Annotated in this window: 14 protein-coding genes and 1 riboswitch; of the genes, 7 read left to right on the plus strand and 7 right to left on the minus strand. The window is 64.9% G+C overall.

Features of this window, described 5'->3' with window-relative positions; translation table 11 throughout:
• Positions 1 to 458 precede the first annotated feature (458 nt).
• The 3 genes from P24_RS16300 to P24_RS16310 all read right to left on the minus strand — a co-directional run bounded on the left by P24_RS16300 (position 459) and on the right by P24_RS16310 (position 2413).
• Positions 459 to 929, minus strand: coding sequence for a DM13 domain-containing protein (locus P24_RS16300; protein ID WP_008945844.1), 471 nt, complete (start codon positions 927 to 929; stop codon positions 459 to 461).
• Positions 930 to 1020: 91 nt separating this feature from the next.
• Positions 1021 to 1653, minus strand: a complete 633-nt coding sequence (locus tag P24_RS16305) for a LysE family translocator (RefSeq protein WP_008945845.1) — start codon at positions 1651 to 1653, stop codon at positions 1021 to 1023.
• A gap of 20 nt (positions 1654 to 1673) precedes the next feature.
• Positions 1674 to 1753, minus strand: a riboswitch (ZMP/ZTP riboswitch).
• A 36-nt stretch (positions 1754 to 1789) separates the two neighbouring features.
• Positions 1790 to 2413: a hypothetical protein gene (locus P24_RS16310; protein ID WP_008945846.1), complete on the minus strand. Its 624-nt coding sequence runs from the start codon at positions 2411 to 2413 to the stop codon at positions 1790 to 1792.
• 129 nt (positions 2414 to 2542) lie between these two features.
• On the opposite strand from P24_RS16310, the gene P24_RS16315 reads away from it, so the two are divergent.
• Positions 2543 to 3478: an aminotransferase class IV gene (locus P24_RS16315; RefSeq protein WP_008945847.1), complete on the plus strand. Its 936-nt coding sequence runs from the start codon at positions 2543 to 2545 to the stop codon at positions 3476 to 3478.
• A gap of 9 nt (positions 3479 to 3487) precedes the next feature.
• Positions 3488 to 5050: a gamma-glutamyltransferase family protein gene (locus P24_RS16320; protein ID WP_008945848.1), complete on the plus strand. Its 1563-nt coding sequence runs from the start codon at positions 3488 to 3490 to the stop codon at positions 5048 to 5050.
• 182 nt (positions 5051 to 5232) lie between these two features.
• On the opposite strand, the gene P24_RS16325 is transcribed toward P24_RS16320, so the two are convergent.
• Positions 5233 to 6072: a branched-chain amino acid aminotransferase gene (locus P24_RS16325; RefSeq protein ID WP_008945849.1), complete on the minus strand. Its 840-nt coding sequence runs from the start codon at positions 6070 to 6072 to the stop codon at positions 5233 to 5235.
• Between the two features lie 256 nt (positions 6073 to 6328).
• Here P24_RS16325 and P24_RS16330 point away from each other — a divergent pair, with 256 nt between their 5' ends.
• The 5 genes from P24_RS16330 to P24_RS16350 all read left to right on the plus strand — a co-directional run bounded on the left by P24_RS16330 (position 6329) and on the right by P24_RS16350 (position 11310).
• On the plus strand, positions 6329 to 6673 hold the full coding sequence (locus P24_RS16330) for a DUF952 domain-containing protein (RefSeq protein ID WP_237740208.1): 345 nt from the start codon (positions 6329 to 6331) through the stop codon (positions 6671 to 6673).
• A gap of 3 nt (positions 6674 to 6676) precedes the next feature.
• Positions 6677 to 7741 carry a quinone-dependent dihydroorotate dehydrogenase gene (locus P24_RS16335; RefSeq protein ID WP_008945851.1) on the plus strand — a complete coding sequence of 355 codons (1065 nt, stop codon included), beginning with the start codon at positions 6677 to 6679 and terminating at the stop codon, positions 7739 to 7741.
• Between the two features lie 104 nt (positions 7742 to 7845).
• Entirely contained in the window at positions 7846 to 9018 is a 1173-nt protein-coding gene (locus P24_RS19450) for an EAL domain-containing protein (protein WP_147431057.1), read from the plus strand.
• A 38-nt stretch (positions 9019 to 9056) separates the two neighbouring features.
• Positions 9057 to 9959 carry a TIGR01459 family HAD-type hydrolase gene (locus P24_RS16345; RefSeq protein WP_008945853.1) on the plus strand — a complete coding sequence of 301 codons (903 nt, stop codon included), beginning with the start codon at positions 9057 to 9059 and terminating at the stop codon, positions 9957 to 9959.
• Positions 9960 to 9963: 4 nt separating this feature from the next.
• Positions 9964 to 11310: an RsmB/NOP family class I SAM-dependent RNA methyltransferase gene (locus P24_RS16350; RefSeq protein WP_008945854.1), complete on the plus strand. Its 1347-nt coding sequence runs from the start codon at positions 9964 to 9966 to the stop codon at positions 11308 to 11310.
• 61 nt (positions 11311 to 11371) lie between these two features.
• On the opposite strand, the gene P24_RS16355 is transcribed toward P24_RS16350, so the two are convergent.
• The 3 genes from P24_RS16355 to P24_RS16365 form a co-directional block, all read right to left on the minus strand.
• Positions 11372 to 12538 (minus strand): acetyl-CoA acetyltransferase, encoded by a 1167-nt coding sequence (locus P24_RS16355; protein ID WP_008945855.1) that lies wholly within the window; start codon positions 12536 to 12538, stop codon positions 11372 to 11374.
• 106 nt (positions 12539 to 12644) lie between these two features.
• Positions 12645 to 13223, minus strand: a complete 579-nt coding sequence (locus tag P24_RS16360; protein WP_008945856.1) for a histidine phosphatase family protein — start codon at positions 13221 to 13223, stop codon at positions 12645 to 12647.
• Positions 13224 to 13290: 67 nt separating this feature from the next.
• Positions 13291 to 14628, minus strand: coding sequence for a dihydroorotase (locus tag P24_RS16365; protein ID WP_008945857.1), 1338 nt, complete (start codon positions 14626 to 14628; stop codon positions 13291 to 13293).
• Positions 14629 to 14630 lie beyond the last annotated feature (2 nt).

The following is a 14630-nucleotide window of genomic DNA, read 5'->3' on the forward strand; positions in this document are numbered from 1 at the left end:
CTTTTGTAGAGCCCAAAGCAGCGCGGCAGTAGCCCAACAGTCACCGCCGACCCCCAAGATCGCCGCGGCAGACTGAACCGCTCATCCCAAAACGCAGATTTGGACAGATTTGAACAGAATCAAAACCCAAGAATCACTTTCTAAGAAATAATATCATTTTTGATCGACAGATCACAACCAGAGAAGCCTCGCTTAACTATAAAAAATCTGCATTTTTTACTGAAAATAATATCAAACAATATAAGAGATACTTTTTTGAACCTCATGGTATTTCTAAAAATTTTTACAGATACAATCATATACACAGGGGATAAACCATCATCCGCCTTTAGAACAGCGCCCTTAAAGTGGTACTTTCTTTTCAAATTAACTTTATTCCGAGCCGGAAAAGCTCTTGAGTGGCATGGTCAAATCGCCTTCACGCCAAGGCGCATGCCCCAAGGAGTACACTAGGGCCTTCACCTGTAGCGGGCCGCCGTGATGAATTCGGAGAAGGATTCGCACCAGATCAGCACGGTGGTATAGGCGGCGGGATCGACACCCGGCGGCAGGTCCAGCACGAAACCGCTGAAGCTCTTCACATCGCCGATCAGCCGGGCACTGGCCTTGATCGGCAGGAACTCCTCCTCATGCTCGACGAAGCGGTCGAGCAGATAGAGCTTGTAATCCGGCCCTGGCGCCAGCTTTCCCTCATGCACGATGCGGGTCGGCGTGAGGCTCACCTTGCCTTCGCCCCAGTGCAGGAAGTCACTGCCGCGCAGATCGCGCGTGAAGTCCGCCGTGAAACTGGCGCCCTGCGCCTGTTCGCTGAGCACACCGGCATCGGGCGATTTCGGCGCGGTGAGGATCGGCAGCATGTAAATCCCGAGCGCGAAGCCAACAGCCAGCGCGCCGCCATGCGTGACGGCCAGCAGAATGAACCGGCGCATATCCCCTCCCTCATCATCCCCCGATAGGTGGCAGCGTGGCCGGAAACCGCCCTCACGTCCAATCAAGGCTGCGTGACGGTAAAGGGCCCGGTCAGCGCCGGGCCTCGGTCGCCATCCGCACCGCCATCGCCGCCAGCACGCTTCCCATCAGCCAGCGTTGCGCCACCATCCAGCCGGGCCGGGCGATCAGGAAGGCCGCGATAGACCCTGCGGCAATCGCGATCACGCTGTTCACGGCCACGCTGATGACGATCTGCGTGGCGCCCAGCGCCAGCGACTGGGTCAACACGCTGCCCTGCGCCGGGTCGATGAATTGCGGCAGCAGGGAGAGATACATCACCGCGATCTTCGGATTCAGCAAATTGGTGAGAAACCCCATGGCGAACAGCTTGCGCGGGCTGTCCTTCGGCAGGTCCTTCACCTGGAAGGGCGACCGGCCGCCCGGCCGCACCGCCTGCCAGGCCAGCCAGAGCAGATAGAGCGCGCCGGCGAAGCGCAGCGCGTCATAGGCATAGGGCACGGCCAGCACGATGGCGGTGATGCCGAAGGCGGCGCACAACATGTAGAAGACGAAGCCGAGGGCGACGCCACCCAGTGAGATCAGCCCGGCAACCCGCCCCTGGCAGATCGAGCGCGAGATCAGATAGATCATGTTCGGTCCGGGCGTCAGGACCATGCCAAGCGCGATCAGGGCGAAGGCGAGCAGGCTGGCGGTATCGGGCATGGGACTCTCCGTTGGCTGTAGAGACATGCCCAGACGCGCGGCCTTTATCCCCGCGCTCCCCGATGGTGCTCCATCTTCAGCGTCAGTCACGCGGTTATGTTGATATTCACTTTAATGCCGCCGCTTCGCAAGCCGGTTAGCGCGGCGCCTGCCCGGTCACAGGCTCGGGCGGCCAGACCGGCGATTGCCGCGGCAGATCGGTCGATTTGTATATAGCCTCCTGCTTCAGCACGATGGCGCGGGCCAGCGGCGCACGGTCGGTCGGCAGCATCTCCTCGCTGCGTGCCAGCATCTCCACCCACAATTCCTGCAGCCGCTCCAGATCGGTTGGCCCGCCCTTCATGCGGCCGATCTCGACCTGGCTCTTTTCAATCCAGTCCAGGGTCTTGCCGCGGGCGGCGTTCGCCTCCTCCACCTTCGACCGGAAGGCGCGGATTTCCTTCATCGCATCACCAGCCGAGCCGCGGCAGGTCGCGGTCAGCGCCTCGATCTCGTCGAAATCGGACGATGTCAGCTCGGCCAGCGGCTTGCCGTAATAGGTGAAGATCAGGCTGTTCACGGACAGCTGGCCGGACAGCCGCGCGATCCGGTCCACCGGTGCATTGCCCCCCGGCAGGCGGGCGCATTGCGCATTGGCGCCTGCATCCTGCTGGTCGCCATTCTTCTTCTGCCCCTGCGCCTCGGTCGGCTGCGCGAGGCCCAGACCGGCACTGATCAGCACGATGCTGAGCAGGCGCATGGCGGCCATACCGATTGTCATGGCGACATTCTCCGACTTTGCATTGCGCGGCCCCGCCGCTTCCTCTTCAATATTCCTAACATTTTCAGGAGATCGCCGTCAGCCATCCGGCGCGGCGGCCCGGCAAAGACAAGAATGGGGAGGTCCAGCATGAGTTCTCTCGCCAATGAGCGCGTCGCCTATTTCAACGGCCAGATCGTCCCGGAAAGCCAGGTGCTGATCCCGTTCCGCGACCGGGGCTTCAAATATGGCGACGCCGTATTCGACATGACGCGCACCTTCGGCCACCGCATCTTCAAGCTGAAGGAGCATGTGGACCGGCTTTACAAATCGCTCGCCTATCTGAAGATCGATCCGCAGATGTCATCTGCCGAGATGATGCGGATTTCCGAGGAGGTGCTGGAACGCAACCTGCACCTGATCGGCAAGGACGAGGATTACTGGGTCGGCCAGCGCATCTCGCGCGGCGTTGGGGAAAGCTTCTCCGGCACCCAGAACAGCGGCCCGACCGTCATCGTCGAATGCCTGCCGCTGCCGCTGAAGAACCGCGCGCCACTGTACCGCGACGGCATTGACGTCATCGTGCCCTCGGTCCGCCGCACCCCGCCGGACGCGATGAGCCCGCGCGCCAAGACGCACAACTACATCAACCTGATCCTCGCCGATCTGGAGGCCCGCGCCCAGGACGCCGAGGCCTGGGCCGTGCTGCTGGACCAGGACGGAAATCTCTGCGAGGGGCTGGGCAGCAACGTCTTCGTTGTGACCGAGGGAAGGCTGCTCACACCGCGCAGCCGTTTCGTGCTGCCGGGCATCAGCCGGGGCCACACCATAGAGGCGGCGGAAGCGCTCGGCATCCCCTTCGCGGAAGCGGATATCGACCTGTACGACGCCTATACCGCCGACGAGATGTTCCTGACCTCCACCTCCCTGTGCATCTGCCCGGTGCGCAGCATCAATGGCCGCACAATCGGCGACGGCCCAAGGGCAGGTAAAGTGCCCGGCCCGGTCACCAAAAAGCTCATCGAAGGCTATGCGAAGTCGGTCGATTTCGACTTCATGGCCCAGTATCTCCGCCACCTCGCCTAAGGAAATTCCATGCAGCCGCGTATCGAAAACTGGCAGATCACCAAGCCCGTCATCCGCTCGAAGGGCGGCATCGTCGCCGCGCAAAGTGCGCGGGCGGCACGGCTGGGGGCCGAGGTGCTGGCCGATGGCGGCAATGCCGTCGATGCGGCGGTGACCACCGCCTTCGCCCTGTCGGTGTTCGAGCCCTGGATGAGCGGGCTGGGCGGCATCGGCTACATGCTGATCTACAGCGCGAAGGAGAAGAAGGTCCACGCCATCGACTTCGCCGCCATCTCGCCGAAGAAGCTCGATACCGCCGCCTACCCGCTGGCCTCGGGCGGCACAGATTCGGACTTCTTCAACTGGCCCGCCGTGAAGGAGGGGCGGAACCTGAAAGGCCCGCTTTCCATCGCCGTGCCGGGGGCGGTGGATGGCCTCGGCCTCGCGCATGAACGCTTCGGCTCGAAGCCCTGGGCAGATCTGCTGCAGCCCGCCATCGCGGCGGCAAAGGCCGGCCACCCGGTCGATTGGTGGACGACGTTGCGCGTTGCCGGCGAGGCGGTGACGATCCGCGAATTCCCGACAACGTCTGCCGTCTATATGCCGAACGGCCTGCCGCCGGCACAGGGCGAGGGCGCAGCCCCTCGCCTCGATATGGGGCATCTCGCCGACACCATGACGCGCCTTGCCGAGGCCGGGCGGCGCGATTTCTACGAGGGCGAGATCGCCCGCGCCATCGCCGCCGACATGAAGGAGATGGGCGGCTTTCTGGACCGCGATGATCTTGCCGCCTACAAGGCGCATTTCGCAACGCCGACGCAGCACAAGCGCGGTCAGGGCACCATCCACCTGCTGCCGGGGCTGAATGCCGGGCCGACCTTCGCCGACACGCTGGCGCGGCTGCCCGCCGACCTCGGCAGGAATGCCAGCGATGCCGATTGTTTCGCGGCCTACGCCAAGGCACTGACCGCCGCCTACCAGCGCCGCATGGAATCGATGGGCCATGATGGCGACATGGCAGGCCAGGGCTGCACGACGCATTTCTCCGTGGTCGATGCCGAGGGCAACATGGTCAGCCTCACCAACACGCTGCTCTCCGTCTTCGGCTCCAAGGTCGTGCTGCCGAAGACCGGCGTGATGATGAACAACGGCATCAACTGGTTTGACCCGCGCCCCGGACGGGCGAATTCCATCGCTGCCGGCAAGCGCCCGCTCTGCAACATGTCGCCGGCCATGGTGACGAAGGATGGCGAGGGCTGGTTCGCGATCGGCGCCTCGGGCGGCCGGCGCATCTTCCCGGCGGTGTTCCAGCTCAGCCTGTTCCTGGCGGAGCGCGGCATGGACCTTGAGACCGCAATGCACGCACCGCGCATCAATGTCGACGGCCCGGACCGCATCGAGGCCCATCCGGACCTTGACGCCGCGGTGCTGGACGCGCTGGAGAAGGTGGCGCCGGTGACGCTGACCGAGCCGACCATCTTACCGACCAGCTATGCCACGTCGCAGGTGGTGCTGCGCGAAGGCGGCGTGAATTACGGCGGCGCCCACCCGCATTCCCCGGCAGCAGCGGCGATCACCGTCCTGCCGGGCTGAGGGGGCAGCAACTCTAGTTCTCGCATGTCATTCCCGGCCTTGTGCCGGGAATCCAGACATCAGCCCGCTCGACCAAAGCAAGGTACAAGCTGAAAAATGGACCCCCGCAACAAGTGCGGGGGTGACACTTAAAAAATGCTGATTGATAGGGGCCAGAAAGTCCCCTTACGGCACTGGCAGCCTCACCCTTTATGGGCGAATTCCCAGTACAGCTTGCGGGCGAGCGTATAAACCGGCCCCGGCTGCAGGCTGCGGTCGCCCACGCCGGTGCAGGGCTGCACCTTGGCGTAATTGCCGGTAGAGAAAATCTCGTCGGCATTCATCAGGTCGTTCACCGTCACCTGGCATTCGACCACGCTGGTGCCCGCGTCGCGCAGCAGCTTGATGACACGCTGGCGGGTGATGCCGTTCAGAAAGCAGCCATTCGGCGCTGGCGTCATCACCGTGCCGTCCTTCACCATGAACAGGTTGGAGGTGGCGAATTCCGCGACATTGCCGATCTGGTCCAGGATCACTGCATTCTCAAAGCCGCTCTCGCGCGCCAGCCGCATCGCCCGACCGCTGTTCGGATAGAGGCAGGACGCCTTGGCATCGGTCGGCGCCGTCTCCGGCGTCGGGCGGCGATAGGGCGAGATCATCGCGCGGAAATTGCCTGTAGGGTCCGGCATCGGCGATTCATAGACCGACAGCATGAAGCGTGTCGTCTCGGGATCGGGGTCGATCCAGCCACTTTCGGCGAAGAACATCGGACGAATGTAGAGCTGCGTACCGCTGGGGAATTTCCGCACACCTTCCAGGCACAGCTCATGCACCTCGCCCGCCGTCAGCGGCGCGCGCAGGCCCAGCGCCTTGGCGGAACGGATCGAGCGCTCGCAATGCAGGTCGAGGTCGGGCGTGGTGCCCTCGAAGGCGCGCGCGCCATCGAAGATGATGCCGGACAGCCAGGTGGCGTGACTGAGCGGCCCCAGCACCGGCGGATTGCCGTCATGCCATTTGCCATCCACATAGCTGTAAGCCTGCATCTTCTTAACTCCTGGTGGGCAAGCGAAATGCCGGTTGCCCGCATCGCGGCGGGGTAAGCCCGGCATCCTTCTGATCGTTTCTGTGCGAACAGCATAGCCCGGCTTTATCGGCAAGGCCAAGACATGCCGGACCGGAATGGGTTGCGCATCAGCCTCGGCGCTCCTGCATGGCTTCGCACCGCATGACACCGCCGCTTGCCGGCCACTGCCGGTTTGACCTACTGTCCTGCGCATGCGGACGAAAATGATTTACACCATGGCGCGTGCGGCCGATTGGCGCAGTGCCGAAGCGAGCGGACAGTATGATGGATCGGCCAACGACAAGGCCGATGGTTTCCTGCATTTCTCGACCGCCGAACAGCTCCCGGGCAGCGCCGCCAAGCACCGGCGTGGCGAAACGGATCTGATGCTTGTCGCCGTCGAGGCCGCGCGTCTGGGAGATGCGCTGAAATGGGAGCCGGCACGCGGCGGCCAGCTTTTCCCGCATCTCTATGGTTCCCTGCCGCTGGCGTTGGTGGACAGCGCCTCACCCCTGCCGCTGGGGCCGGACGGGCTGCACATCTTCCCGCCGCTCGACCACAGCCCCACCGAAGAAAGCTGACGAATGGACGCCGCCTCCCTGGCCATGCCGCTGCTGCGGCTCCTGCCGCCCGAAACCGCGCACAACACGACGATCTGCCTGCTGGCCAAGGGGCTGGCCCCGCGCAGCCGGGAGGCTGACGACCCGATCCTGGCGACCCGTCTGTGGGGGCTCGATTTTCCGAACCCGGTAGGCCTTGCCGCCGGCTTCGACAAGGACGCCCAAGCCTACCACGCGATCCTCGGGCTGGGCTTCGGCCTGACGGAGATCGGCACCGTCACCCCGCGCCCGCAGCCCGGCAACCCGAAGCCGCGCCTGTTCCGCCTGACGGAAGACAATGCGGTGGTCAACCGCATGGGCTTCAACAATGACGGGATCGAGGCCGTGCTGCCGCGCCTGCGCGGCCCGCGCGCCGGCATCCTTGGCATCAATATCGGCAAGAACAAGGACAGCACCGACGCGGTGGAGGATTATGTGACGGGGGCCACTGCCTTCGCCCCGCTGGCGGATTATCTGGTGGTCAATGTCTCATCCCCCAACACGCCGGGCCTGCGCGATTTGCAACGGCGCGAACCCTTCCTGGAGCTGGCCCGCGCGGTACGCGCCGCGCGCGACGCCGCCTGTGCCGCAGCCGGCAGGACACCGCCGCCGCTGCTGCTGAAGATCGCGCCGGACCTCGACGCGGCGCAGATCGAGGATGTCGCCGAGGTGGCGATGAGCGCCCCGGCGGACGGGCTGATCGTCTCCAACACCACCATCGCCCGGCCGGACAGCCTGCGGTCGATCTACCGAGCGGAAGCCGGTGGCCTGAGCGGCGCCCCCCTGTTCGAGCCTTCGACCGAGGTGCTGCGCCGGATCGCCGGCCTGACCCAGGGCAAGCTGCCGCTGATCGGCGTCGGCGGCATTGCCAGTGGCGAGCAGGCCTATGCGAAGATCCGGGCCGGTGCATCGCTGGTACAGCTTTATTCCGCGCTGGTTTATCATGGGCCGGGGCTTCTGGGGCGGATCAAGCGCGACCTGGCGGCGCGGCTGCGTGCCGATGGTTTTGCCAGCGTCGCGGAAGCGGTCGGGACCGGCCGGGACCGGTAGCTACGGCGAAGGGGGATCGGACAATCGTTCTGCAAACGCTGATTGCGCTCTGCATCGCCGCCGCTGCCGGCGCCGCTGCGCTGTTGCTGCCGGTCCATGTGCCGATGGCGATCGATCCCGTGCCGCTATCGCTGCTGGCAGCCTCCCTCATCCTGGTACTGGGCCTCGGGCTGCAGGCCATCTTGCTGATTGCCGCGCGCCATCGCCGGCTGGCACGGCAGATCGCCTATCTGGCCCGCGACCAGCGCGAGCTGCGCAACGCGACCGACCTGCTGGGCCAGCGGCTTGATGAGATCGTCAGCCTCGGCGGCGACGAAACGCCGGCCCGCGATCTGACGGAAGTGGTAGCTGAGGTCCGCGTGCTGCAAACGCTGATCGAGGAACTATGGACACGCAAGGGCGACGGCGCCGAAGGCGGCGCGCCGGGCGAGGATGAAGCCGAGCTGGCGGAAGCCGAAATCCTGCCGCCATCGGCCGGGGGACGGCGTGTCCTGTCAGCGGCGCGGGAAACCGACGACCCGATGCTGAACCCGCGCGAAATCCTGGAGATCGTCCGCGAGGGGCTGCGCAACAACCGCATCGAAATCATGATGCAGCCCACCGTCACCCTGCCGCAGCGCCGGGTGATCCATTACGAATGCCTGTCGCGCATCCGCACCAAGACCGGCCTGCTGATCACCCCGGACCATTATATCGGCATCGCCGAGGAGGAAGGGCTGATCGGCGCTATCGACAATATGACGCTGTTCCGACTGGTGCAGCATGTCCGCCGCCATCGCGGGCCGATGGCCGAAAGCCGGTTCTTCTGCAATATCTCCAACCGCTCGCTGGAGGATGCCGGTTTCTTCGAGCAGTTCAGCGATTTCCTGACTGCCAACGCCACGCTGGCACAGTCCATCGTGTTCGAATTCGCCCAGGAAGGCTTCCCGGCGGAACCCTCGCCGATCCGCGACAAGCTGCTGGCCTTGTCGGAGGCCGGTTACCGCTTCTCGCTCGACCACATCACCGACCTCGACATCGACCCCGAGGAATTCGCGGCGCTGGGCTTCAAGTTCCTGAAGATCGACGCAGCGCTTCTGCTCTCCTATGCAGAGCATGAACCACCGCTGCTGGATATCGGGCTGCTGAAAGGCGCGCTGGACCGGGTTGCGATGGACCTGATCGTCGAGCATGTCGAAAACGAGGACATCTTGCTGCGCCTGCTTGACCATCCGGTGGATTTCGGGCAGGGCTACCTCTTTGGTGGCCCGATGGTCGAAGGGCGCCGGCCGCGCTGATTTTCCGACCGTACTATAACCAAGGATACCGGGGAATCATGTCCGTCTCCCTCCAGCAGCCTGCTGACCGGCAGCCGCCGCTTCTCTCCGGCGTTTCGGAGATCGCCGCCGACTATGACGGCTATATCCTCGATGTCTGGGGCGTGCTGTACGATGGCGGGGCCGCCTATCCGGGCGTGGCCGAGTGCCTCACGCAACTGAAGAAGGCCGACAAGCGCATCGTCGTGCTGTCCAACGCGCCGCGCCGCGCGCAGGTGGTGGTGGACCGGCTGACCAATCTGGGTATCGGGCGGCATCTCTATGACGAGGTGCACACCTCGGGTGAGGAAGCCTTCATCGCGCTGCGCGACCGCACCGACGATTTTCACCGCACGCTTGGCAAGACCTGCGTCGATACCGGCGGCGACCGTTTCCTTGGGCTGCTGGATGGCAGCGGTGTGGAGGTCGTCGCCGATCCGGCGGCAGCCTCCTTCGTGATCGCCACCGGCCCGCTGGAGGGCACCGATCCGATCGAGCGCTATGACGATCTGCTGTCGCGCTGCCAGGACCGCGGCCTGCCGATGCTGTGCGCGAACCCGGACCTGGAAGTGCTGCATGAGGGCGAGCGCCATCTCTGCGCCGGCTCAATCGGCGCGCGATACGAGCAGATGGGCGGCTTCGTGCATTATTACGGCAAGCCGCACGAGGCGGTGTACGCGACCTGCCTGCGCCTGATGAACATTGAGGACCGCAGCCGCATCCTGGCGGTCGGCGACAATCTGGAAACCGATGTGAAGGGCGGCCGCGCGCATGGCACCGGCACGCTGCTGGTGGCCGGCGGCATTCATTGCGACCGGCTGGACATCACCATGGGCGAGCGGCCCGACCCGGCGCGCCTGACCGCGCTGTATGGCGCCTACGGCCTTATCCCGACGGCGACCGTCCCCGCCTTTACCTGGTAGAGAAATGACCCCCGGTGCCCGCATAACCGCCGCCATCGAAGTGCTCGAGGCGGTCACGGCCGGTGACGTGCCAGCCCCCGTCGATTCCGTGCTCGGCAATTACCTGAAGCAGCGCCGCTACATCGGCAGCAAGGACCGAACGGCCATTCAGGCGCTGGTCTATGGCATTTTCCGCCGGCGTGCGCGGCTGGGCTGGTGGCTGGAGCGCGCGAAGGCGAAGGCGCTGCCGCGCAACCTGCTGATCGCGCATCTGCTGCTGATCGAGAAGCTGACCGGACCGGAGCTGCGCAGCCATTTCGATGGCCGCCACTACCATCCCTATCCGCTGGAGGGCGGCGAGACCGTGCTGGCCGACCGGCTGGAAGGCAAGTCCATCGACCATCCCGACATGCCGGAAGCGGTGCTGCTGGAATGCCCCGGTTGGGCCGAGGCCGGCCTGCGGGCCGCGCTGGGCGAGCGCTTCACCGAGGAAATGCGGGCGCTAAACGACGAGGCCTCGACCGACCTGCGCGTGAATGCGCTGGTCGGCACGCAGGAGGACGCCATCGCGGCGCTGAAGCGCGATGGTATCTTCTCCAAGCCTGCCCTCTATTCGCCCGTCGGCTTGCGGCTAGGCGGACGGCCGGCGCTGGGCGGCACCGAGGCGCTGAAATCCGGGCTGGTGGAAATCCAGGACGAAGGCTCACAGCTGCTGGCGCTGCTGGTCGGCGCCCGGCCGGGCATGCAGGTGGTCGATTTCTGCGCCGGGGCCGGTGGCAAGACGCTGGCGATGGCGGCCCGGATGGAGAATAAGGGCCGCATCGTCGCCTGTGACGTCCACGCCAAGAGGCTGGAACGGCTGACCCTGCGCCAACGCCGCGCACAGGCCCACAATATCGAGCGCCGCCCGCTGACCAGAGAACGCGATCCCTGGGTGAAGCGGCACAAGGGCAAGTTCGACCGGGTGCTGATCGACGCCCCCTGCACCGGCACCGGTACATGGCGACGCAATCCGGATGCCAAATGGGGCCGGGGCGGGCTCGACCTGGCCGAGATGACCAGCCTGCAATACGCGATCCTGGAAAGCGCTGCGCGACTGGTGAAGCCGGGTGGTCGGCTGGTCTATGCCACCTGCTCCCTGCTGGCCGCCGAGAATGAGGATCGGATATCCGCCTTCCTGGCCGATCATCCCGATTTCAAGCAAATGTCAATTTTTGACATATGGCAGGAAACAGTCGGCACAGACGCGCCCCCGGAAGGAGCAGTTGCTGATTCCGCCCTGCGGCTGACCCCCGCGCGCCACGGCACGGACGGCTTTGTGGCCGCCGTTCTGGAGCGCGCTGCAACACAGGACGAGGCGGAAGAAGAATAGCCATAAACAAACAGCCCGGCACAAGACCGGGCTGCTGTTACATCAGGCCAGCGAACGCTGCTTAGCGCAGCGGCTCCAGGATCGAGACATAGTTGGCGACGGCCGCACCGCCCATATTGAAGATGCCGGCCAGCCGCGGGTTCTTCACCTGCATATCGCCCGCCGTTCCGGTCAGCTGCATGGCGGAGAGCACATGCATCGACACGCCGGTGGCGCCAATGGGATGCCCCTTGGACTTCAGCCCGCCGGACGGGTTGACCGGCAGCTTGCCGTCCTTCTCCACCCAGCCTTCCTCGATGGCGACATGGCCCTTGCCGCGTGGCGTCAGCCCCATCGCCTCATATTCCAGCAGCTCGGCAATGGTGAAACAGTCATGGGTCTCGACCAGCGACAGGTCGTCCAGCGTCACGCCGGACGCGGCGAAGGCCCGCTTCCAGGCTGTCTCGCAGCCCTCGAACAGGGTGATGTCACGTTTTGACATAGGCAGGAAATCATTCACCTGCTCGGCGGCACGGAACACAATGGCCTTGTTCATCGACAGGGCCGTATCGGTGTCGGCCAGCACCAGCGCCGCCGCCCCGTCGGACACCAGCGAGCAGTCGGTACGCTTCAGCGGGCCGGCGACCAGCGGGTTCTTGTCGGAGACCGCCTTGCAGAACTCATAGCCCAGATCCTTGCGCAGCTGCGCATAGGGATTGCCGACACCATGCCTGTGGTTCTTCGCGGCGATGCGCGCCATGGCATCAGTCTGGTCGCCATGCTTCTGGAAGTATTTCTGCGCGATCTGCCCGAACACCCCGGCGAAACCGCCCTGGATGTCGCCATCTTCCTTCAGATACCCGGCACGGATCAGGATATCGCCGACCTGCTGGCCGGAAACTTCTGTCATCTTCTCGACGCCGACCACCAGAACCCGCCGCGCCTTCTTCGCGGCGATGGCATTCAGCCCCATATGGATGGCGGCGGAGCCGGTGGCGCAGGCATTCTCGACGCGCGTCGCCGGCTTGAAGCGGAACCGGTCATCGGCCTGGAACACCAGCGAGGAGGTGAATTCCTGGCGCACGAAGCCGCCATTGAAATGGCCGAGATAGATTTCATCGATGTCGTCGGGACCGAGGCCGGCATCTTCCAGCGCGGCGACGGAAACCTTCACGATCAGGCTTTCGACATCCTCCGCCTCATGCTTACCGAAGGGCATATGCGACCAGCCGACGATACAGGCGCTCATGGTGATAACTCCCTCTTGCTGCGGACTTCACGGTCCTGTTGCAGCGCACCCTAGCAGAGGCGCGGCAGAGGCCGGAAGTCTATTCGCGTTCACCTGATATCGGCAGTCAGTTCCAGGCGCGCAACCGCCCGACAATCGCAAAGCCCTTCGGGTTGTTCGGCAGCGGCCGCAGCACCACGCCTTCGCCCGAAGCCGGGAAGATGTCGGTCAGGGCCGTGATGTTCACCTGATGCGTGACCATCATCATATTGCCCGGCCCCTCAAAGGTCTGGATGCGTACGCGCGCCGCCTCGGTCTGGCCGGGACCACGCGCCCGATCCTGGAAGAAGCTGTCGATGGCCGGGAAGGGTTCGACAGTGCCGAAAGCGAGTTCCGCCGTCTCCGTCGAGCGGCACCAGCGGCTGGCCAGTACGCGGGCGATGGGCACCTCGCGCTGGCGGAAGGCGTCGCCGATGGCGCGCGCCTGCTGGCGGCCTTCCTCGCTCAGATTGCGCTGGGTGGAACAGTCGCCCAGCCGGAAATTTGCCGGGTCGCCGCCGCCGGGCGCGATGGCGTGGCGGAACAGCACGACATGGCCGCCCTGGCGCAACGCATTCCACAGTGCCTCGCCCTCCAGCATCTCGGCACGGGCAGTACCGGGCAGGGCAAACAGCAGGATCAACAGAAACGAGACTACAAGGCGCATCGCACACCTCCTTGCCGTTAAAACAGTTTGGCAAGGAAGTGGCGCAGAACCGTCTTTCGTCCAGACGTCAGCCGTTCAGCGTCTCCGTGAAGCGCACGGGCTGGCCCAGCGGCTTGTCCTGAACCTCGCCATCGCGCATGACGATGCTGCCGCGGATGATCGTCGCCATCGGCCAGCCGGTGACTTCCATGCCATCGAACGGCGTCCAGCCAGACTTGTTGGCCATCATCGCGTGGGTGATGGTCTTCTTCGCCTGCAAATCCACCAGCGTCAGGTCGCCATCATAGCCGAGCGCAATGCGCCCCTTGCCGGCAATGCCGAATAGCCGCTGCGGGCCGGAACACAGCAGATCGACCAGCCGCTCCAGGGTCAGATTGCCTTCATTCACATGGTTCAGCATCAGCGGCAGCATGGTCTGCACGCCGGGCATGCCGGACGGGCTGTCGGGATAGGGCTTGGCCTTTTCCTCGCGCGTGTGCGGCGCATGGTCGGAGCCCAGCACATCGACCACACCCGCCGTAATGCCGCGCCACAGCCCGGCACGATGCCGGGCGTCACGGATCGGCGGGTTCATCTGCGCGAAGGTGCCCAGCCGGTCATAGCAGTCCGGCGCTTCCAGCGTCAGATGCTGCGGCGTGGTCTCTACCGTCACGTAATCCTTCTGGGTGGCGAGGAATTCCATCTCCTCCGCCGTGGTGATGTGCAACACATGCACCCGCCGGCCGGTCTTGCGCGCCAGCGCGCAGACCCGCTTCGTCGCGTTCAGCGCCGTCTCCACATCACGCCAGTCGGGATGGGCGCGCGGATGGCCGGCCTCCTTCGCGACATGGGCGCGCTCGCGCAGCCGCATCTCATCCTCGGCATGCACAGCGACACGCCGCACGCCATCGGCCAGCAGCGCCTCCAGCGTGGCATCATCCTCGACCAGCAGCGAGCCGGTGGAGGAACCCATGAACACCTTCACGCCGCAGCAGCCGGGCAGCCGCTCCAGGCTGGCCAGGTTGCCGATATTCTCCGGCGCCGCGCCCATGAAGAAGGCATGGTCGCACCAGGCCCGGCCGCGTGCACGGTTCAGCTTGTCAGCCAGCGCATCCTCGTCAGTCGTGGAGGGCTTGGTGTTCGGCATCTCGAAGATTGCCGTCACACCGCCCAGCACCGCGCCGCGCGTACCGGATTCCAGATCTTCCTTATGCTCGTTGCCGGGCTCGCGGAAATGCACCTGGGTGTCAATCACGCCAGGCAGCACGGTCAGCCCCGTCGCATCAAAGACCTGCGCCGCCTTGGCGCTGCCGAGATTGCCGAGCGCCACGATCCGCCCGCCGCGAATGCCAATATCGATCCGCTCCCGCCCGTTCGGTGTGACGACGGTGCCGCCGGTAACGGCGAGATCGAGAGAATCGGTCATGG

This window comes from Oceanibaculum indicum P24 (assembly GCF_000299935.1).
In the GTDB taxonomy this organism is placed as follows: domain Bacteria; phylum Pseudomonadota; class Alphaproteobacteria; order Oceanibaculales; family Oceanibaculaceae; genus Oceanibaculum; species Oceanibaculum indicum.